The 18,532-nt window shown below is 62.2% G+C and carries 15 protein-coding genes and 2 pseudogenes; 5 read left to right on the forward strand and 12 right to left on the reverse strand.

Annotation, left to right across the window (positions count from 1 at the left end; genetic code table 11):
• Positions 1–371 precede the first annotated feature (371 nt).
• The 3 genes from AC5JJ2_RS23110 to AC5JJ2_RS23120 form a co-directional block, all read right to left on the reverse strand.
• Positions 372–1,886, reverse strand: a complete 1,515-nt coding sequence (locus AC5JJ2_RS23110; protein WP_495860397.1) for a M6 family metalloprotease domain-containing protein — start codon at positions 1,884–1,886, stop codon at positions 372–374.
• A gap of 102 nt (positions 1,887–1,988) precedes the next feature.
• Positions 1,989–3,458, reverse strand: coding sequence for a hypothetical protein (locus tag AC5JJ2_RS23115; RefSeq protein WP_495860398.1), 1,470 nt, complete (start codon positions 3,456–3,458; stop codon positions 1,989–1,991).
• Between the two features lie 917 nt (positions 3,459–4,375).
• Positions 4,376–4,927, reverse strand: a complete 552-nt coding sequence (locus tag AC5JJ2_RS23120; protein WP_495860399.1) for an FHA domain-containing protein — start codon at positions 4,925–4,927, stop codon at positions 4,376–4,378.
• 305 nt (positions 4,928–5,232) lie between these two features.
• On the opposite strand from AC5JJ2_RS23120, the gene AC5JJ2_RS23125 reads away from it, so the two are divergent.
• Both AC5JJ2_RS23125 and AC5JJ2_RS23130 read left to right on the forward strand, forming a co-directional pair.
• Positions 5,233–6,678 carry a hypothetical protein gene (locus AC5JJ2_RS23125; RefSeq protein ID WP_495860400.1) on the forward strand — a complete coding sequence of 482 codons (1,446 nt, stop codon included), beginning with the start codon at positions 5,233–5,235 and terminating at the stop codon, positions 6,676–6,678.
• A 153-nt stretch (positions 6,679–6,831) separates the two neighbouring features.
• Complete coding sequence (locus AC5JJ2_RS23130) at positions 6,832–8,148, forward strand: hypothetical protein (RefSeq protein ID WP_495860401.1); 1,317 nt, start codon at positions 6,832–6,834, stop codon at positions 8,146–8,148.
• Positions 8,149–8,167: 19 nt separating this feature from the next.
• Here AC5JJ2_RS23130 and AC5JJ2_RS23135 read toward each other — a convergent pair whose 3' ends face one another.
• The 7 genes and pseudogenes from AC5JJ2_RS23135 to AC5JJ2_RS23165 all read right to left on the reverse strand — a co-directional run bounded on the left by AC5JJ2_RS23135 (position 8,168) and on the right by AC5JJ2_RS23165 (position 15,543).
• Positions 8,168–8,860 carry a hypothetical protein gene (locus AC5JJ2_RS23135; RefSeq protein WP_495860402.1) on the reverse strand — a complete coding sequence of 231 codons (693 nt, stop codon included), beginning with the start codon at positions 8,858–8,860 and terminating at the stop codon, positions 8,168–8,170.
• A gap of 940 nt (positions 8,861–9,800) precedes the next feature.
• Positions 9,801–10,757, reverse strand: a complete 957-nt coding sequence (locus AC5JJ2_RS23140) for an endonuclease/exonuclease/phosphatase family protein (RefSeq protein WP_495860403.1) — start codon at positions 10,755–10,757, stop codon at positions 9,801–9,803.
• Between the two features lie 288 nt (positions 10,758–11,045).
• The gene (locus tag AC5JJ2_RS23145; protein WP_495860404.1) at positions 11,046–11,843 is read right to left on the reverse strand and encodes a cytidine/deoxycytidylate deaminase family protein; all 798 of its coding nucleotides are present in this window, start codon (positions 11,841–11,843) and stop codon (positions 11,046–11,048) included.
• 46 nt (positions 11,844–11,889) lie between these two features.
• Positions 11,890–12,885 (reverse strand): endonuclease/exonuclease/phosphatase family protein, encoded by a 996-nt coding sequence (locus tag AC5JJ2_RS23150; protein ID WP_495860405.1) that lies wholly within the window; start codon positions 12,883–12,885, stop codon positions 11,890–11,892.
• Positions 12,886–12,961: 76 nt separating this feature from the next.
• A complete protein-coding gene (locus AC5JJ2_RS23155; protein WP_495860406.1) occupies positions 12,962–14,428 on the reverse strand; it encodes a hypothetical protein in 1,467 nt (488 codons plus the stop codon).
• 312 nt (positions 14,429–14,740) lie between these two features.
• Positions 14,741–15,157: pseudogene (locus AC5JJ2_RS23160) on the reverse strand (IS5 family transposase); the annotation flags it as partial.
• A gap of 2 nt (positions 15,158–15,159) precedes the next feature.
• Positions 15,160–15,543, reverse strand: a complete 384-nt coding sequence (locus AC5JJ2_RS23165; protein WP_495860407.1) for a transposase — start codon at positions 15,541–15,543, stop codon at positions 15,160–15,162.
• Positions 15,544–15,731: 188 nt separating this feature from the next.
• On the opposite strand from AC5JJ2_RS23165, the pseudogene AC5JJ2_RS23170 reads away from it, so the two are divergent.
• Positions 15,732–15,839: pseudogene (locus AC5JJ2_RS23170) on the forward strand (KTSC domain-containing protein); the annotation flags it as partial.
• Between the two features lie 69 nt (positions 15,840–15,908).
• Here AC5JJ2_RS23170 and AC5JJ2_RS23175 read toward each other — a convergent pair.
• Positions 15,909–16,274 carry a hypothetical protein gene (locus AC5JJ2_RS23175; protein WP_495860408.1) on the reverse strand — a complete coding sequence of 122 codons (366 nt, stop codon included), beginning with the start codon at positions 16,272–16,274 and terminating at the stop codon, positions 15,909–15,911.
• A gap of 235 nt (positions 16,275–16,509) precedes the next feature.
• The gene (locus AC5JJ2_RS23180) at positions 16,510–16,872 is read right to left on the reverse strand and encodes a hypothetical protein (protein WP_495860409.1); all 363 of its coding nucleotides are present in this window, start codon (positions 16,870–16,872) and stop codon (positions 16,510–16,512) included.
• 206 nt (positions 16,873–17,078) lie between these two features.
• On the opposite strand from AC5JJ2_RS23180, the gene AC5JJ2_RS23185 reads away from it, so the two are divergent.
• Positions 17,079–17,726, forward strand: a complete 648-nt coding sequence (locus AC5JJ2_RS23185) for a hypothetical protein (RefSeq protein WP_495860410.1) — start codon at positions 17,079–17,081, stop codon at positions 17,724–17,726.
• 219 nt (positions 17,727–17,945) lie between these two features.
• Positions 17,946–18,530 carry a vWA domain-containing protein gene (locus AC5JJ2_RS23190; RefSeq protein WP_495860411.1) on the forward strand — a complete coding sequence of 195 codons (585 nt, stop codon included), beginning with the start codon at positions 17,946–17,948 and terminating at the stop codon, positions 18,528–18,530.
• Positions 18,531–18,532 lie beyond the last annotated feature (2 nt).

Raw genomic sequence — 18,532 nt, forward strand, 5'->3', positions numbered from 1 at the left:
AGTCTGCACTTTCCGTGACTTTCTGCATGCGAGCGGCGAAGGGGAGTACGAGGTCGTCGGAGCGGGCCAGCAGCAGGTGCGGTTCGTGCGGGCCAACGTCGGCGCATTCCACTTCTGCCTGTGGGCCTTCACGATGACCGAGGCGTGGGCCTGGAACCGGGACGCCATGGGGCTGGTGAGTCACCGCCCCGCGTCCCCGTGGGATGATGAGTCTCCGGGGGAGGCGTACGCGGGTAGATCGGCATGCGGAACGTGTCCCTATCGTCAAGTGCGCACTGTATGAGCTAGGGCAAAAGTCGGTGCGGTATACTAGCCGCCTGCCCGCCCCGCGTCGAACAGCTGATGCGCCCCCGACCGCGGGAACGGTGGGATCAGATGTTGCCGGTAAACGTCATCTGCGCCCCGGCCGGGCCGATTGCGCTGACGTCCAGACCGGACTTGGTCCCATCCCACCAATTGGTATTCGGGATCGTCCCACCGGCGAAGTGGTCGTTCCCCCCCTTCGCGAACAGGTCCGTGGCGTCCCCCTGGTTCTGGGGATCGTTCTCGAGGTCGTTGCGCCCGTCCGCTTGCACCAGCGAGCACTCGTAATGGAGTGAAGGGGTCATCTGCTCGTTCTGGTTGTCACCCAACTCATCCACGCGCCATACCGCCAGACCGGACCCGGGCAACGCCAGGTCGCGGCCATGCTTGAAGCGGTTCTCGATGATGTAGTACTCGGTCGGCCCCTTGCGATGGATGAAGAACTTGTTTGAACCGGCCTCCGCGGTCCCGGCCAAGCCGGCGGTGATCTTCGTCAGCGACTGGGCCCACCCGGCCTTGTACTTCAGGTACGCACCGACGTGGGGCGGGTTCTTCTCGTCCGCATTCGGCCCCGCGCACATCAGGCAGAACATGCCAACCCCCGCCGACTCGTAACCGTAGTCGTATAGGTCGGGGAAGTCGCAGATCATGTGGCCGTTTTCATGGCAAAACGTGCCCAGCGACAGTTCACTGGTCATATCGGTTATCTGGTAGTCGAAGGCGTTCTTCCCCGGAGTGAGGTGGAACGGTGTCTGGAGGTGGTAGGAATGGGGCCAGAGGCCCTTTGCCCAGTTGTTCACCCGCGTCCCGGCGTAGAAGACGTTCGTCGCATACACGTACTGTTGGGCATCCACGGTTAGACCGGAGAAGTCGAACCCGTGGGCCTTGTGGTACGTTAGAGCCTCCTTGATTAACTGCCGCGCCCGAATTGGCTGATCGATTTCTTCGTCGGTGTAGTAGCTTCGGGGGTGCTGGGCCGTATAGTACGGGGCCACCACATTCCTGTACTTGAGCCGGCCCCCGGAGATGTCCAGAAAGTAGTCGTATACGGAACCGTTATTACCAAATCCCGTGTAGCCGACCTTGTTGCAGAAGTCATCAACTTGGTCTCGGGCGATGGTCCCAGGGACATCGGGAAATTGCACCAGCAGACAGAGGCCGACGAAGTCACCGACCGTCTCGCGCTGCGGAGGTGCGGGGGCGACCCCAGGGGCAGCAGCCGCACCGCGGAGTGCTTGCTTAAACTGCTGACGTCGTTGCTCCCAGCGGGACGTGCCGGGCGGCAGTCCCGGGCGCTCCATCGCCTTGGCCTTGGCGGCCGCCCGCGACACCCGGACACCCGGCTTGAGCCCCAAATTCTTCGGGTTTACGAGTCGTGGACGCGCCCCACTGGGCATCAGGTCGTCTCCGTCTGGGCTGACATCTGCGTACTCGTAGAAGCCGGTGGCCGGATTCTCGACCACCGTGTATCCGTTAACGGCCTCAAAGACGGCATGATGCTGATCGCCCCATCCGCGGACGCGGAGAGCGGTGCCGTCTGGTTGGGTAAAGGTGAACTCCTTACCGCTGAACGGAACTGACATTGGGCAACTCGCTTTCTGTTAAAGGACTCGCGCCGAACAACCCAGCTCACCCGCCGCAGCCGCTTTGGGCTGCGGTCAGGTGCGGCGACTGGCTCGGCGTCACTAGAACCCAATCACGCTGGTCCGGTTTGGGTTCCTCGGCCGCGCACGCTTGGCGGCCTGATCGACTGGCAATGCCTCCGCCGCGGCGACGGGAGCCGGCGGTGGGAACAGCACCGCCATCACCTTCTCGGCGCTCGCGATGCGTCTGGCTCGTAGGTCGGGGTCATGGTGGTTGTGACCATGCCCGTACCCGCCTAGCGATTCCGGCCACACCCACGGATGTTCGACCTGCACCCAGTCACCCGGCGCGAACCACTGGACTCCACCCTTCTGGACCCGCTTTACTTTGCCGGGATGCCTCCACTCGTGAGCCGCGAACCAGTCCTCGATCCGGTCATCGATCCAGCCGTGTAGCCGCCAGAAGACGGGGTTGACGTGGGAAGAGTAGAACTCGCCTAGCCAGTCGTACTTGGGGTTGTCCCACTTCGTGGAAATGTCTTCATCTGCTCGGCCCAGCGGCAGAAGCTCGTTTGTGTCAGGGTCGCGGGGCGTCGCCGACCAGCGAATGTGCATGTCGTTATGCACACTGAACTCGACCAGCGCGCCAAACTGACCGAGGGTTAGGGAGGCAAGGTAGGTCGGATCTTTGAACTGGTAGTCCCACCACCTCATGCGGCTCCAGTAAAAGGGGTCAGACTTTACGACAGTGAACCGTCGCTCGACGTTGGGGTAGTCCGAGATCGACCAGATCGGTGGTACAGCGTTGGCTGGGCCGTTTGGGCCACCTGCACTGGGTTGCGGAATCTCCGGCCACTCGAGCGGCGTTGCGGACGCTTCGCCCATCAGTTTCTTGTACTGAACAACCATCTGGCGGTGGAAAAACAGGAAATCCTCCCCTGCGCCGTTGGTCACGGCCGGGCGAGTCCGCTCCGCGGGCGAGATCAGCGCAACCCGGTCGCCGGGGATTCGCCAATCCAGCTTGGCGATTACGTCCTTCTCGGTCGCACTTAGCCCGTTCCAGCTACCACGGATGCCATGCCAGACCGCGTGGTGCAAGCGGTGAACGCGGTCGGCAAAGTGGGCGATTACGCCTTGCGGAAGCTGGTACGTCGGTGCTGGGATGGACGTGCTGACGGCCACGAACGAGTATGTCAGCCCTGCTGGCCGGTTCGGTGCATGCGGAACGGAGCGGATTACCGTGCCGACGATCGCTGGCCGCTGCTGGTCGCCATCAGGCCATGCAGGGGCTAATACCCCCACGTAATCGTAGACCCATCCGGCCGTCTGGGTGCCGCTTACTCCGACCGCTCGGAGCTTGATCGTCGGCACGCCGTTGTCCGTGGACACGCTCCCACGGATGTCCAAGTCGTAGCCACCGGAGCCGATCCGACCCCGGACGAGATCCGGGCCGTCCGCTTGAAGGGTGAGCGCCGCTTGCCACAGTCGGATGTCGTTGAAGTCCTCGACTTCTTCCGGCTTGTTGTGAAAGCTGCGGTACGTCCAGGTACCGACAAACGGGTTCGTGGTCATCTTGCCTCCTGAAAAGGGACTGATGGAGTTAGGGGAATGTCGTCGGACATCTGGAGGCCACGACCATTGTCGGTACTCACCCCCGAGCGCGGGACTTGGCGGCGATCAAATAACCGGCTGCGGAGACACACTGCAGAACGAAGTCGAAATGGACGCGATACTCGGGCACAGCAAAGTTTCTTCTCTTCCTTTGAATGGAACGGCGAGATGTGGGTTGTACAGTTGATCCGAGGCCGTGTACTCATCGGGCAGCAACTCGATTTCCGTGGTGAGCGGCTGGCGGCCGTCCGCTTGCCACACCTCAAGCACCGTTCCCGTGAGCGGTTGACAGTCGGTATCGGAAACGGATCCAGTGAACCAAAGGACCGGACCAGTCGAGTCAGCAGGGTACAAGTCAGTCACGTCTGGCGCGCACGGGCGGTAGAACGGCCTTTCGACGTGATCCTCGGTCGGTTTGCATTTTTCCATAGGAGCCTCTGGTCTAAAGTGTCGGCTCGTGGCGGCCTGAATGCGTTAAACGAACCCGCCCCGGCGGCAGCAATGACCTAAACAGGTCATCGGCGGAAACGACTGTCTTGCGGCACTGAGGCCGGAATGAGCCTTGACGATTTGGGCGACTTAATCGCCGGTCAGTTCATGAACTGCGATGTCGGAGTAGAAGGCTTGCACTTGTGGGAACGGGGCAGGCGTGGGGTGTTGAGCGGGCCGCTGGTTTTGGGCGTCATGGGCACCCTTCCGAACACCTTGCCTGTGGAGGCGTTCGGCCCGACTCATCCGGAGACCACACTCCAGTCGTGAAGGCCTCAGGAAGGCGGAGTTGAACCGAATCTCGTGCCCTTGCATGGGACGGGGCGTCGGCCGTCCTGACGGAAGCTCTGGACGAATCATGGCCGTCGCGCGCCGATTTGGACTGTGGTTCAAATTACCTGGCCGCCTCGTCGGACAAACTGAGCTAGCAATTCCGCCCGGGAGTTGACGTGGAAGGCAACGTAGATCTGCTTGACGTGATTGTGGACGGTGTTCCGGCTCAGACCAAACTTCACGGCGATGGCCTTCTCAGACAGGCCGCTCAGCAGGTAGACCAAGACTTTCTCCTGGGCAGGGGTGAGCTCCGGCTTCGAACCCGATCGGGTTGGGCATGCCGGCGTTGGCTCGTCCCCGTCCTGTGCGGCGGCATCGAGATGCTCGAACACGCATGTGGTCGACCCGAATTGGATGAGCGTCCCGTGCGCGAGGTCCGCGCGGGCCACGGCGATCCCGTCGATTCGCGTCCCGTTGCGGCTGCCCTGGTCGATGACGCGGGCCGACGTCTGGTCGATTTCGATGACCGCGTGCCGTCTTGAGATGTCGGGGCCGGCGATGACGAGGTCGCAGTCGAATTGGCGACCGATGAGATAGCGGCCCGGACGAAGGTACAGCAAGCCTCCGGCTTCTCCGGACATCACGACGAGGCGAGCAAATACTCGCATGGCGGGCACCAAGCTGGTAGTTGTTGTCGCTCAAAGCACTATAGCCTGTTTAGGTCATGTCCGCATTCTAGCGGGAGAAATACGTCTTTCCAGGATGACTTGCCCTAGATGCCAACATCATCATGTGGCCAGAAGTAGAGCGCGGAGCGAAGGGGGCTCAGTTCCCCCGGAGTCGGTGCTCTTTGGGGAATTCTCACCCGGCATGACATCGGCTTTATTCTTCGACCCGCATCGTGCTCGACTCACGATTACGACGCTCACGCTGCATCCAACATCGCTATCTCCCGTTTCCTCCCTTACCATCCGTGGAAATTGAAATCGAAAGACGTTTGATAGAAAGAGGTTCCGCCATGAAACGGTCGTTAGCGATTGCTGTCGCAGGAATTGCGACGACTCTAGCCGTCAGCGCCTACCGCCTTCCGGTCATCCCAGCGGACGACCACCCGGTTAAGCCTGAAGACGCGAGGGCTCCCAAATTGCAAGGGGCAAACCCCTTCCCCGACTTCGGGTTCATGCCTTCTGCCGAGCAGTACACGGGGCCGTTCTTTCGTCTGAAGCAGGACTATCCGGAGGCGCAACCGGCCGCGGACGGGCGTCCCCCGTTCCTCGACATCCCGTTCAACGAGAACGGCCCCGGCAAAGACAACTGGAAGAAATACCTGCTCGCCGTGCGAGACTACTGCTTTGAAGGCAACGTGAACCCCCTGCCGACCGTGCCCGGGGCGGTTGACCAAAACTGGGCCCTCGAGAAGAACAAGAATCGCGGCTGGTACCACGCGCCGTGGCAGCACTGGGACCACACCGGCCGCGCCGGCCGGGAGGCGATCCGCGGCCTGACGCGGGAGGCGACCAGCCAGCCGCGGCAACTCGCGGCCACCCAGACGACCAAGTTCCAAACATACGCGGTGGGGTTTTACAACAACTTCGGCGGGTACACGATCGGCCAGGTGTGGCGTGACCATCGAAAGCCGGACCCGACCGGCACCAGGTTCCCGGTCGGCACGGTGGTTTGCAAGGTGTTGTTCACGCAGGCCACGGTGGATCAGGTTCCGTTCCTCTCGCCGCCGGTTGAATGGGAGGCTTACGCGGAGACGTCCGACGCCGACCGGACACGGAAAGTGCAGCGTGTGCGGCTGCTGCAGATGGATATCATGGTCCGCGACCCGCGGGTCGAAAAGATCAACGGCAGCGGCTGGGTGTTCGGCACGTTCTGCTACAACGGGGCCCTTGGGAACCCGAACCGGTGGTACAACCTCGTCCCGGTCGGCCTCCAGTGGGGGGCCGACGAAGCGCTTTCGGACGAGGGCGAGGTTAATCCCCAGCCGACCCGCACGGTGATCAACAAGCGGTTGAAAGAAACCGTTATCAACGAGTCCCACGAGCTGCCGCCCCAGCACCTCGGGTGGGGCGGGCGGTTGAACGGCCCGGCCGACTACTACGCCTCGTCGTGCATGTCCTGCCACTCGACGGCGCAATACCCTGTGGTCGCCGCGATGAACCCCGAGTTCACCAAGACGCCGCCGCCTCGTGGCTCGGGCGAGTGGATGCGGTGGTTCCGGAACATCAAGTGCGGCGATCCGTTCTCCGAGCACTCCGCGTCCGTCGACTTCTCGCTCCAACTTGCCGGCGGGATCAAAAACTACCACGACTGGTCGAGTGGCCAGGGAGGTTTCTCGGGACGGAAGGAAGAGGCCCTTCGTGACGCCGCGACGAAGCGGGACCAGTTTGACGTGAAGCGCGGCAAAGAGTGACGCGGGCGGCTGGTTTGGTCCTCGGTTTCCGGCCTCCCCGTACCGCCGGGGGATAGAAATCCGCAGGGTTGGGCCATCCGCCCACTGCCCCAGTTTTGAGCTTCATGATCGTGGCTCGCGTTCGATCGAAGTCCCGACAGCCCGAGGTGCAAGATGGTCCCCACCGAAGGATCCGAGAGCAAGGGCCAAGAGCCGACGGGGGTCTCACTCCCAACCCCGCCTCTGACGGACGGATGCCAACCGACCGCTGCCGGAAAGCCTTTGGCTTCGGCGGAGGCCGGTTACATCGACGGGCTGATCCGGATTCTGACCGCGCGGGCCGAAACCCTGAACATCCGAAACTGGTTCATTTTCGGGGTCACCGTATTAATTATCGGCGTCTGCATTCTCATTTTCTGGATGTCGGATTCGATCGTGGAGCATCTAGGGCAATTGAAATCGCTCCAAGCCGAGAACGATGCAAAGCGAAAAGAGTTGTTTGCACAGCGGAAGGAATTGAGTGAAAAGGTCGGAGATGTTGACTATAAACTCGCTTCGCTTGAAGTAAAAGAAAAGGCGATCCTGATTGTTAAATCTTATCTGAACGTGGCTAAGGGTTTTGTAACGGACTTCCTCGCCACTCCGAACTTCACGGACGTAGACGTACTTCCAACATACAGGGCACGGGCGCAAGACATCGTCCGGGAAGAAACAAGATATCGCGACGCGCGGAGCATCTTGATTGAGATGTCTAACCCGCAGACCGACATCACCGTAAGTTACAACAAAGAGCCGTTGACGTTGCCGCAAGAGTTGCTGAAGACGATGAACCAGGAACTTCGGAAGCGGGGGGTCAGGCCGGACGAAGTCGCGCGGGCGTTGTCCGCCACCGACCTCCAGGTCCGGGCGATTGCGGCGCGAATCACTGCCCCGTCCGTCAACGATGCGGAACTTCGGAAGGAACTGAGGGCCCTCGATGCGGTCGTGTCCGAGCCGGCCGGCGGGGTCGCAGCCGCCGCCGAGGCCTACACGCAAGAGAAACGCAACCAGGGCGATACCGCCCAGGTTTTGCGATTGTCCAATTACCGGCAACAGTTGACGTGGGTCAACGACAAGCTCACCGAGTTGGACAAGAAGGATACGGAGCTCCAACGGAGCGCGTCCGAATCCATGAACAGTTACGGCGCGTGGGTGCCGTCGCTCGCGATCCGGGTGTGCTGCGTCATCCTGGCCCTCTTCATGACGCAGTTTTTCATGTCGATCTACCGGTACAACGTCATGATCTTGACCCACTACTATTCGCGAGCCGACGTGCTCCGGATGGCATGCGTGCAAGGCCAACTGGATCCGGTAAACGCGGAAACGTATTCTAAACTGGCGGCCTGCATGACGATCGAGAAGATCGATTTTACACTGCCCGAGAACGTCATCAATCAACTTCTGCAGGCGGCCGCCATGCGGGCGAAACTGGGCCCGGCCGGGGGGGTGTAGGTCGCCCCCAAGAGGTTTATCACTTAAAGGAGTAAGGAAACGGCGGGGAGGAGAGGAGTTCGTTGACCACCGGTACCGCTTCGACGGTGCTCGCCTCGGCGACGTTGACCTCGTCACGGCTGGTTCGCTTCAGAATCCCCACCACGATCAACAGCGTGTTCGTGGTGGCCGTAGCGCCCTGGATCTGCGGCATCACGTGAAGCTGGTACTCTCGTCCGGACCCGCGCGGAAATTCAAACCACTCAGACTTTACGAATGCCTTGCTGTTCTTGTAGTCCGGTTCCTCGTCCGTAGCACCGCCAGAGGTGGGCAGCATGCGCTTGTCCAGCATGACTTTCTTCAACGCCTTCTGAACCTCGCGGATGCTCCCCCCCGAGAGTGCCGGTAGGTCGGCGATCGTCGCCGAACGGTACAGCGGAGTGTTCCAGGCTACTGTCTCGGTGACCGATTTGGTTTCCGTCACGTTTTTCGCCACCTGGTCCTCGACCTCGACGTACCGCAGCTCGTAGTAGGGTTTCCGGCGGCCGGGCGGGCAGACTCGGACGCACATTTGCACAACCCGCTTTTCTCGCACCATGACTTGCCTTACGACAGGGACATCCTTGGTCACGATCCTCGGGGGCAATACTGGCAATTCGGCGGCTCCCCCGGCCGGCGGTTGGGCCAACCCGTTGAACGCGACCAGAGAAAAGGCCGCAATGATCGTCGCCATAACGCCCTCGCTATGCGATCGCTGACTCGTGTTTGCCAGGTTAGGACCGCGTAACGTGGCAAAGCCAGACACGCCTTACGTGGAGTCGCCACGAGGCACTGCCGGGCAATTCTCTCGACTGATTTGCCCAGTTTTACAGTTGGGCAACTGTGCAGGGAATGACCTGTTTGGGTCATTCGTCAGTGCTGATTGGGTCAATTACCGAGTGGAGGGACCTTGGCTCGAAGCCACCCTCAGCCGCGGCACCTGTCCTCTGGGTGTTCTTACGACAACAAACTTCCACGGATTCTACCCATATTGCCACCTTAAGAAGTGAGGCTACCGATTTGCGGGTATGATTGGCCCTGGTTGGCCGCCGGGACTCAATCCTAGCCACTGGCTTCTTCTCGCCCGATGCGTGCATGAGCGGGTCTCGCTCGGGCGACACGACCTTCGATCACGGCCAGGTTCGAACCCTCCGTGGCGATCGCGATACTCTCCATCGTGACACTCAAGTGCGGCCCCTTTCCTTCGGCCTTGCCCCTCGGTTTGACGAGAAGGTTCCACTCGCTCCCGCTCGCGAGCCGAACTTGGGTCTTTTCGACCCCCGCCAACGACGCCGTTGATGTTGCCGATTCGCCCGCCAAGAACGCCCTTCGGGGATCGCATCGGTGAATAGTCTTTAGCCGCCTTCTTCGGATCCACCTCAGACGCCTTAGCCACGACGAACCCGTGGGCGGTGACGAGGTACGTCATCACCGCCCCGTTGTCAGCTTTATCCTGGGAACTCGCTGGCAGCGGCCCGAACAAGGCCGCCGCGACCACCACTGTCTATGCCGTCTTCATCGTACTGCCCTCTGCCCCCGGACCCACAAGGAGGGTCCGGGGGCAGAGGGAGACGCGTTCTACACGGAGGTTCACCTGATGGACGGACAATCAAGAATGTTGACCGAGTTCGAGGTCACTCCTCGCCCAGCTCCTTAACCAATCGCTTCAACTCCACCAGGTCCTTTTCCATCCGGGCGATCTTGGCAAGGATTTCGTTTCGTTTCGTGCTACGTGCTGTCGCCATCGCCGTTTCAGCTGATCCGGGCTGGACTGCGGCGAGCGGGCCTGGCCCCGGGGGCGGCGCCGGGGCGACCGTCTTGAAATGGGCCATCAATGGCCGGTGGTCACTGCCGTCCAAGGTGTTCACAACGTCGTCGCTCAGCGTCACCACCTCCGTTTTCGCCGCCCAATTCTTAGCCGAGCCCGAGAGAAACACGAAATCGAGAATACTCCCGCCCTTGTGAGTCGCGCGAAACGGCGTCGGCTCGACCCACTTGAACACGTTCTCATCCGTCATGGCCACGAACTCGGGGTTTCCCAACTTCGTCGTGACGTTTACGTCAAAGTTGTAGTCGCCCACGAGAACCGCCGGCAGCGCTTGGGTCTTTGCCCACGCCTCCAACCCCACGGCTTGGGCCATGCGCTTCGTCGGGTTGGTTCGATGGAGGTGGTTCACCATGAAGATGAACTCGTGACCCGACGCGACCGTTTTGAATTTCGCGAGGAGCGGTGCGCGACCCGTTTGCGCACTAAGATCGAGAAGTTCTTTCCCCTCGACCAATGAGACCTTGGCCTCGTTGTACACGATCACCAGGCGATCGGAATTGCCGGTGGTGCCAACGATGTGTTTGAACGTCCCCGCCTCCCCGACCCCACACTTGGCGGCGTACCCGGCGGCGTCCCCCGCTTGAACTTCGCTTAACCCCCAAATGTCCACTCCAACGAATTCCGCGATCTGCCCACCGACGAAGGCGGGCTTGGCCCCCCCACTCTCAACGTTCCAGGAGACGATCTTCAGATCGTCCGCTGCGACGAACGGGGTGCTAACTGACGCGAGCAGCACGCCCAACAAAACTCGGGTCAACGTCATAGCGAACTCCTTTGAAACGTGAATGCCGTTTTTTCACCCTGGCCGACCTTTCACCGCGTCGCCCGATCCCTTGACCTCTGATCTCGGTTGTCGCCCCCTGAGGCCAGAACGCTCGGAGCGGACATTGGGATGGTGCGTCCTGAATTTGGGTACCATAAGGCCACTGCTTGCGGCGAGATCGTGGGGCGTCAGCCGACGCGGCGCTTAGCTTCTCTGCCAGCTCGAGATCGAACCCGAAGGGGTCTCTGGCCCCCATTAGTCGCTGACGGGATGGGCGCGTCCCGCAATTCAGCCCGCGCTCGGCAGATTGCACGCCCGCTTCACGTCCGTGAGCGTGCGGGAGTTCCGGGCCAGGTCGTCGCCCTTCGTCGTCAGGTCCCCCACGGTGGCCTTCTGAAGAAGGCCGGCCGCCCGTGCGAGGATGTCCGCGGATTGGTCGAGGGCGTTTATGAGGTCCACATGCTTGGCCAGGAGTTCCTCGACCCGTTTCAGAAGATCCGCGTGCAGTTGGCGGACCCCTTTGACGAAAACCGAATCAGTCCCGTCGAACTTGACCGACTCGCGGGTTGATTCGCGGGTCGGAAAGTACTTACGTTTTGTCTCCTCGTAAAACCCTTCGTACTTAACGTCGGAGATGACGTAGGCGATCCGCTTCATGTACGCGATGAGCAACGTCGCCGCGCACATCGCACACGGGTCGAACGCGTTGTAAAGGGTGCACCCCACGCGGACGAAGTCGGCGGGGCGAGACCCCTTGGCCATGAAGAGGGCCGTCCGGTAGTAGTCCTCGACGCTTACCCCCGCGGCCCGCGGCCGCTTCCGACGGAGTCGCTCGTGCGCCGCCCTAACGGCAACCTGCTCCGCATGTTGGAGCGGGTTCTCATCGGAGTGGATCGTGTTCCGCCCGAACGCCACCACCTCCCCGTCCGTATTGTCAACCACGCAACAATGCACGTTCAACCCGGCGAAGTGCGTCGGGGCATCCCCCGCCTTCTGAGGAATCGGGTGGTCGAACAAAAAGTGCGTGCGGGCAAGCAGGCCGAGGGTCACGATTGCGTCCCGCTCGGCCCGGAGCAGCTCGTCCATGTCGTCCACCCTTCGGAATAGAATCGCTGGAGTGATCCCCACCCGCTCAGTACTTCAGAACGCAGGCGACCGGCAGATGGTCCGAGACGCCGGTAAGGTGGAACACGTCACCGGTGTACAGGCGGTTCGGTCGTGGAATCATCACCGGGTTGGCCGGGGTAAAGATCTGGAAGTCAAACGCGACCACCTCGGTCGAGGCCACTTTCCACTGAAAGTTCGCCGTGTCGAGGAGGCCCGGCGAGACCACCATGTGGTCGATCATCTCCCACTTGTTGTCGAACACATACGACCCCTTGCCCGCGGCCACCAATGGCGCCACCGTGTCGAACAACTGACCGGGCGTTAGCGTGGCCGGGTTGTCCCCGGTCCGCAGGTGGGTCTTAATGGAAGCACTGGTGAAGTGGTCGTTCAGGTCGCCCATGACGACGAAGTCGGCCGACGGGTCCAGCTTGAGGATCGCGTCGAGCCGCTTCCTGAGCGTCTTCGCCGCGGTAACACGGTGGGCCTCAGGGTTCGCCTTCGCCGGCCAGTGGTTCATGAACACGGTCAGCGACTTCCCGCCCTTCTCGAGTTCAACTTCGACGATGTCTCGCGTCGCACCGGCGTCCACAAAGTGGAAGCCTTCAAACAGGGCCTTCACCACCTTGGCGTCGTACAGGATTGCGCAGTCGATGCCGCGGCCGCTCGGGGAGTCTTTGTGGACTATCCTGTAGTCCCGCCCGAGTGGGGCAAGTTCCTTCACGAGATCCTTGAGGACGACGCGATTCTCGATTTCGGCGAGCCCCAAAACGTCTGGGCCCTTATCTGAGTTCATCTTGGTTAGGACGCGGGCCAAGTTTTTGAGGTACGCCTTGTACCGTTCCGGAGTGTACTGTTTGGCTGCTGTAGGTGTGAACTCCTCGTCCCCCTCGACCTCCGGGTCGTCGACTGGGTCGAACAGATTCTCGACGTTCCAGGAGGCCACGTACAACTCTCCGGCCGCCGCGGTGCCCGCAGAGACAAGAAACGCTAAGACCAGAGCTAGGGCGTACACATGCATCATGGTATGTCTCGAGTGGAAAGTACCCGTTGACAGCTCATAGCCGAGGCACCTGGGCGGGCGGCCTCGCAGTTCTACCTCAGTCCCGCTTCATCTCGCCCCGCTCTTGGCTTGGGAGCGGCTTCAGACGGGGCGCTTCGGCCGCCGTGAACTTGACCGCCCCGCGCTTCTCCAATCGCTCGACGACCGGCTCCTGGGTCCGCAGGTGCTGATAAAAGTTTCGAATGCCAGCCGGGATTTGGAGCGAGAAGTCCGTGGTCACCCAGAGCTCACACTTGTCCTGCTCCAAGTGGCTGTTCGGCCGGACGGTGCGGAAATACCGGGCGAACTCTGCGACCGGGAACTTGGTCGGGTCGGTCGTGGTCAACAATCCGGTCTCCATCGGCAGGCCAGACTTCTCGTTGAGCGGGAGGGGTTTCGCGTATGTGCCCGCGCGGCCGTGGCACGAAATGCAGGACGAGACGGGGTTGTCCACCGGCCCGTTCAGCCGCCCGCCCAGGCCAAAGTGCCGCATGTACGCTTTCGCGCCGTACTCGTGGCCCGGCTTCTCAACCAACTCGGCGTTGAGGCAAGTCTCCTTGAGCGTCGGGTTCACAAACGCCCCCTTCCGCGTGAGATCTTCGGTGACCTCGTCATCGTCGCCCCAGCTCAGGCCGACGAACGCCAAACGGTCCCACACGTCCGGCCCGTCCCTGCCCCCGTCGTACACGAAGGTGCCGAAAATCCAACCGCTCCGAGCCCCGACTCGGGGGTCCTTGACAGCGATGTCGAGTTGGAGAAGCCGGACTTCACGGTCGACCCGCGGGGGAGCATAGTTATTGACGTCCTGGTAGATGTTCGCCGTCCACTTTTTGCTACCCGCGAGGAACGGTACCTCGGCGTCCTGTGCGTCGGTGAACAGGAGCTTGAAACTGACCGTGTTGTCGGGAAATGTGGCGCGGGTCGGATCCGGATACTCTTCCGACGTATCCCACACTTGGCCCAGGGTGTACCCACCTCGGTCGTTGACCATCCCGACCGCCCAGTTCTGGCACTTCGACTTTTGGAGCGTGTGAAGCTCGAACTCCCGGGACCGCCGCTCGCGCGTCAATCCATGGTGGTACTCGCGGCCTGCTCCCGCCTTATTTTTGTCCCCGTCGTCGTGCATCCAGGGGGCGTGATACCACTTCCGCTTGGGATTCTCCTGCCCGCGGAACTCGACCTCGATGTTGCCATCAAGACAGTACGCCAGCACCGCGCGAAGGTATTTTTCCGGAGCGACTGCGTAGTCGATTTCCGCCCACGGAAATTTTTCCGAGGGACTGTAGTAGTCCGGGTAGTCTTGACTCAGGCGGAACGGCTTCGCCCCCGCCGGCGGGGGGTGGGCCGGGTCGAAGCTGTGAAAACGACCCCCAGTCGGGCAGTCCGGCACGCAGGGGCGGAGGTCTTTGTCCTGAGCCGCCTTTTGCCGGAACGGTTTTTGCCCGTCCGGCACTTGCGCCAAGACTAACCCCGCGGTGGCCGACAGAAGGAAGGCAGCAATTCGGAGATGCTTTGAGAAATTCATGCCCCGATCTCTCCGTTGCTGAGCTGATTTGGCGGCCTGGATTTACGACGTTTCGGGCAGCTCCAATCCCAGTCTTACGCCCACCGTCTTGGCGACGGGGTCCGAGGCATGAGAGCTTCAAGGGGGATTCTCTAGCAAACCCGGGCCGATTTCTATGACCTAAATAGGTCAACGTACGTTGAGCACTTCTGTGTGGGCTGGTCCGGTGTCGGTCCTGAGGGTGTAGAGAAGTTGTGGGCTGCTTGAGCTGAGGCCTTGTAACCGAGAGCCTTGACAACCTCGTCCACCTTGACTGGGTGCATGTGCTAGAGACTATTTCACAAGCCGATTGAGGGCGATGAACGCGCAGGCCAGATGGACGAACCCGTCGTACAAGTCGATCCGCCTCTCGAACCGGGTGACGACCCGGCGGTAGCTGTGCAGCCAGGCGAACGTCCGCTCCACCACCCACCGCCGCTTGTACCGGCGGAGCCGCCGGCCGTCGGCCGTGCGGCGGCGCTTCCGGCCGCGGCGGTGGGGGGCGACGAGGACGAACCCGCGGGCCGCGAAGTACGCCCGCAGCGGGTCCGAGTCGTACGCCCGGTCGGCGACGAGCGGCAGCCCCCACCGCAACCGCACCCCGGCCGGGATGCCGGCCACGGCCGCCGGCCCGACGGCCGTCTCCGGGACGTTCGCCGCGTCCGTCGCCACCCCGACCGGGATGCCGGTGCGGTCCACGACGACGGCGACCTTTACGCCGACGCCGCACCGGGTGCGGCCGACGCACGGCCCCCTTTTCGGTCCTCGGCGAACGTCGCGTCCAGGAACAGCTCGGACGTGTCGAGCCGCCCGGCCGCGGCCAGTTCCTCGACGACGACCCGGTGCACGGCCGCCCACACCCCGGCCGCCGCCCAGTCGCGGTGCCGCCGCCAGCACGTGACGCCCGACGGGAAGCACGGGGGCAGGTGGTTCCACCGCACCGCGTTCCGCAGCTGGTACACGATGCCGGCGAAGCACGCCTTGTCGTCGGCCCACGGCCGCCCGCCCTTCGGGTTCGGCCGCCGGGCCGGGATCAGCCGGCGGACGCGGTCCCACATGCGGTCGAGGAGTTGCTGCTCGCGGGCCTTACTCGGCATGACGGACCTCCGTGTCGGTCGCCATCATGGGCCGAGGGCCAGATCTACGTCAACCGGACTTGTGAAATAGCCTCTAGAGGACGATCGGGGGAGAAAACGTTTTTGGACTACCGGACCGCTGTGCGGGAGAGGAAATCCGTGCTCATCGTGGGCCCCACGTACCCCGAATGGCAGCATGACCCCTCGAGGTCGAGTTCGCGAGTGGCCAGTTGTACCAGTATTTCGACGTGCCGGACGCCGTCTACGCGGGCCCATGGCCGCCCCGTCCCCCGGTAAGAACCTGGACGCCCACGTGAAGAAGGGCGGGTTCCGGTACCGACGGACTTAAGAGGCCCCGGCCGCGTGCCGGGGCCTCTCGGACGCGGTCACTCCTTTTTCCCGCCGAGGGCGTGCAGGAGCGGGGTCTCGCTCCGCGTGACCTCGCCCTCGATCAGGGCGAGCTTCGTTCCGTCCGTCGCGAGGGCGATGCTCGCGACCGTGATGCTCACGTAGGGGCCGGCCCCCTCGACCTTGCCCTTGGGCTTGAGGAGGATGTTCCACTCGTTCCCGCTCGCGAGCTGGATCTTGTCCTTCTCGACGCGGGCCACGGTCCCGTTGATGTTCACGATCCGCCCGCCCGCGACGCCCCGCGGGGGCCGCGTCGGCGAGTAGTCCTTGCTCGCCTTCTTCCGGTCGGCGTCCAGCGCCTTCGCTACCTCGAACCCGTCGGCCGTGACGAGGTAAGCCGTCACCGCCCCTCCCTCTTGCTTTTCTTGCGAACTCGCCGGAAGCCCCGCGAATAGGACAGCCGCTCCCAAGACCGCCAAAACCGTTTTCATGATCGTCCCCTCCAAATGAGGCCCCACCACGGGGCACTCATTGTTTAGGAGGCCATGCCTTCACAGGGGTTCACTTGATGAACAAAAAATCACAATTTCCACTTGCTCCGGATGCCGGGAAAACGGGTCGCCAGGAGGGAAGAGTTGGTCAATCTTCGTCGGCCAACATGATCGTAACCACGGGCTCGCCGGCGTCGCCCGGATGGCACTTGGTCCAAAGGCCGAGATGTTTTCCGCTGTCGAAGGCGACTTGAAAGTGGACGGTATCGGCCTTGGCTGTGAGGTGGTCGGTTGCGGTCCTGAGTGCTCGGAACACGGCGTGGACGTTGGCCTCGCTTCTCCCGACGGAAGCGTCAAGATTCTCCGTCACGACCATAAAGAGGGAGATCGTGAAGACCGTGCTGAGGGCGATGCCGTATTCGCTCGCGACGTGGTTCACGTCGATCAACACGCGGTCCGCAATCGCCTCGGAGCGGGAATATTTGTAGACGAACCGTATGTCCTCCATCATAGCTAGCGAGCCATATCTTTTTCGACTGGGCACTGTAGCACGGCTCGACGGCGAAGTCACGTGGCGAGAATTGACCTGCTGACGGCGGAGTAAAAGCGTGGCCCGAGGAGTGTGAAGCGGCGGAGTAAGAGTGTGGCGCGCAAGTGGGCCGTTCGGCCTGCGGGATGATGGGAGGAACCCTCATCTCGCCCGGTTGGAAGTCCGAGGTGCTCGTCGCTACGGAACTCTGGGGCGAGATTCGCCGCCGCGTCCTGACCCGCGAGATTGCCAAACGCCAAGCCTGTCGCCCGCACGAGTTCCACTGGTCCACACTGAAGAAGATCCTCGCTCACGAGGAGCCACCGGGGTATCGGAGGAGGCGACCGCGGCGGCGTCCGACGATCGAGCCGGTGCTCCCGATCATTCGCCAAATCTTGACCGACGACTCGACGGCTCAGAAGAAGCAACGGCACACCGCGCACCGGATCTGGCAGCGGTTGCGAGACGAGCATGGCTTCACCGGCGGGTACACGGTAGTGAAGGACGCGGTGCGAGAACTCCGCGTCGGGACGAAGGAGGTGTTCCTGCCGATGTCGCACCCGCCGGGCGAGGCTCAGGTGGACTTCGGGTTCGCCGAGGCGATCGTCGCTGGCGTGTCCACCCAGGTCGCCCTGTTCGTGATGAGCCTGACCCTCAAGGCGAAACCGTCTTCCGCGCCGCCCGCCCCGCCGCCGGCAACCGATGTCGAGGACCTCTTCCCCGTCCCGTTCTACACCAAGCTGTTCAGCAGCACGTTCGAGAAGCAACTCGGCGGTGAAGTGAAGGAATCGGAAGCACGAAGGCACAAGAAAGCGTTGCACGCCTGCAACCTGTAGGTTTCACTTGACCTTTACCCTTTCCCCTGGGCAATTCCGCCCGGAGGGTTTCGTATGCCGGTTACACTTTTGAAGAAGTCAAAGGCTTCAAAAACGACCTCGCCACCGCTGACGGAAGCGGCATCCTTTGAAGTGGCGCCGTCGCTCGCCTCGGGCCTCGACCCCGCGAACCGCACGAGGCGGACACCCGTCGGCTGGATCACCGACGGTTCGCCGTCGATGACGGGGTTCACGCAACTGCAACTGGACAGCGCCGTGTCGATGGTCAACGAGTTGCGGAAGCTCCCGACCACGGCCCGCTCGGTGATGATGAACGTCGTGCAACTCGGGTCGCCCTCGGTCGCGACGGGCTTCCGCGAGATCGCCGCGTTCCAGGTCCCGCCGCTCCATGTTGCGAGGTCCACCCCGCTCCACTCGGCCCTCGACCTGATGACCAACGACCTGGGCGGACTCTGTTCCGATCTGCGTGCGAACGGGATCGAACGGACGGACAGCGTCGTCATCATCACGACGGACGGCTTCGCGAACGACGCCGCGCCGGAAGTCCTGGCGAAGAGCATCGACGCCTTCCTCGGCGTCGGCAAGAAGTGGTCGGTGACGAACCTCGTGGTCGGTGTCGGCAGCAAGCTGAACGAAACTCTTCTCAAGAAGCTCGCCAACGTCATCCCGCCGCTCCAGATCGAGGAACTGAACGCGGCCGTACTGATGCCGTTCATCCAAAGGGTCGCCCGGCAGGTCAGTGAATCGCGGCGGGGGCAGAAGATCGAATTGGAACTGCCGGACGGAATCGAAACGATCGAGTAACC

The organism is Limnoglobus sp., from assembly GCF_059499385.1.

Excerpts from the sequence above, each read along its gene's own strand:
- AC5JJ2_RS23110 (WP_495860397.1), bottom strand. The coding sequence starts at position 1,886 with ATGTCAGTTCCGTTCAGCGGTAAGGAGTTCACCTTTACCCAACCAGAC.
- AC5JJ2_RS23115 (WP_495860398.1), bottom strand. The coding sequence starts at position 3,458 with ATGACCACGAACCCGTTTGTCGGTACCTGGACGTACCGCAGCTTTCAC.
- AC5JJ2_RS23145 (WP_495860404.1), bottom strand. The coding sequence starts at position 11,843 with ATGGACGAGCTGCTCCGGGCCGAGCGGGACGCAATCGTGACCCTCGGC.
- AC5JJ2_RS23155 (WP_495860406.1), bottom strand. The coding sequence starts at position 14,428 with ATGAATTTCTCAAAGCATCTCCGAATTGCTGCCTTCCTTCTGTCGGCC.
- AC5JJ2_RS23130 (WP_495860401.1), top strand. The coding sequence starts at position 6,832 with ATGGTCCCCACCGAAGGATCCGAGAGCAAGGGCCAAGAGCCGACGGGG.
- AC5JJ2_RS23120 (WP_495860399.1), bottom strand. The coding sequence starts at position 4,927 with ATGCGAGTATTTGCTCGCCTCGTCGTGATGTCCGGAGAAGCCGGAGGC.
- AC5JJ2_RS23165 (WP_495860407.1), bottom strand. The coding sequence starts at position 15,543 with ATGCCGAGTAAGGCCCGCGAGCAGCAACTCCTCGACCGCATGTGGGAC.
- AC5JJ2_RS23140 (WP_495860403.1), bottom strand. The coding sequence starts at position 10,757 with ATGACGTTGACCCGAGTTTTGTTGGGCGTGCTGCTCGCGTCAGTTAGC.
- AC5JJ2_RS23190 (WP_495860411.1), top strand. The coding sequence starts at position 17,946 with ATGACGGGGTTCACGCAACTGCAACTGGACAGCGCCGTGTCGATGGTC.
- AC5JJ2_RS23135 (WP_495860402.1), bottom strand. The coding sequence starts at position 8,860 with ATGGCGACGATCATTGCGGCCTTTTCTCTGGTCGCGTTCAACGGGTTG.
- AC5JJ2_RS23180 (WP_495860409.1), bottom strand. The coding sequence starts at position 16,872 with ATGATGGAGGACATACGGTTCGTCTACAAATATTCCCGCTCCGAGGCG.
- AC5JJ2_RS23150 (WP_495860405.1), bottom strand. The coding sequence starts at position 12,885 with ATGATGCATGTGTACGCCCTAGCTCTGGTCTTAGCGTTTCTTGTCTCT.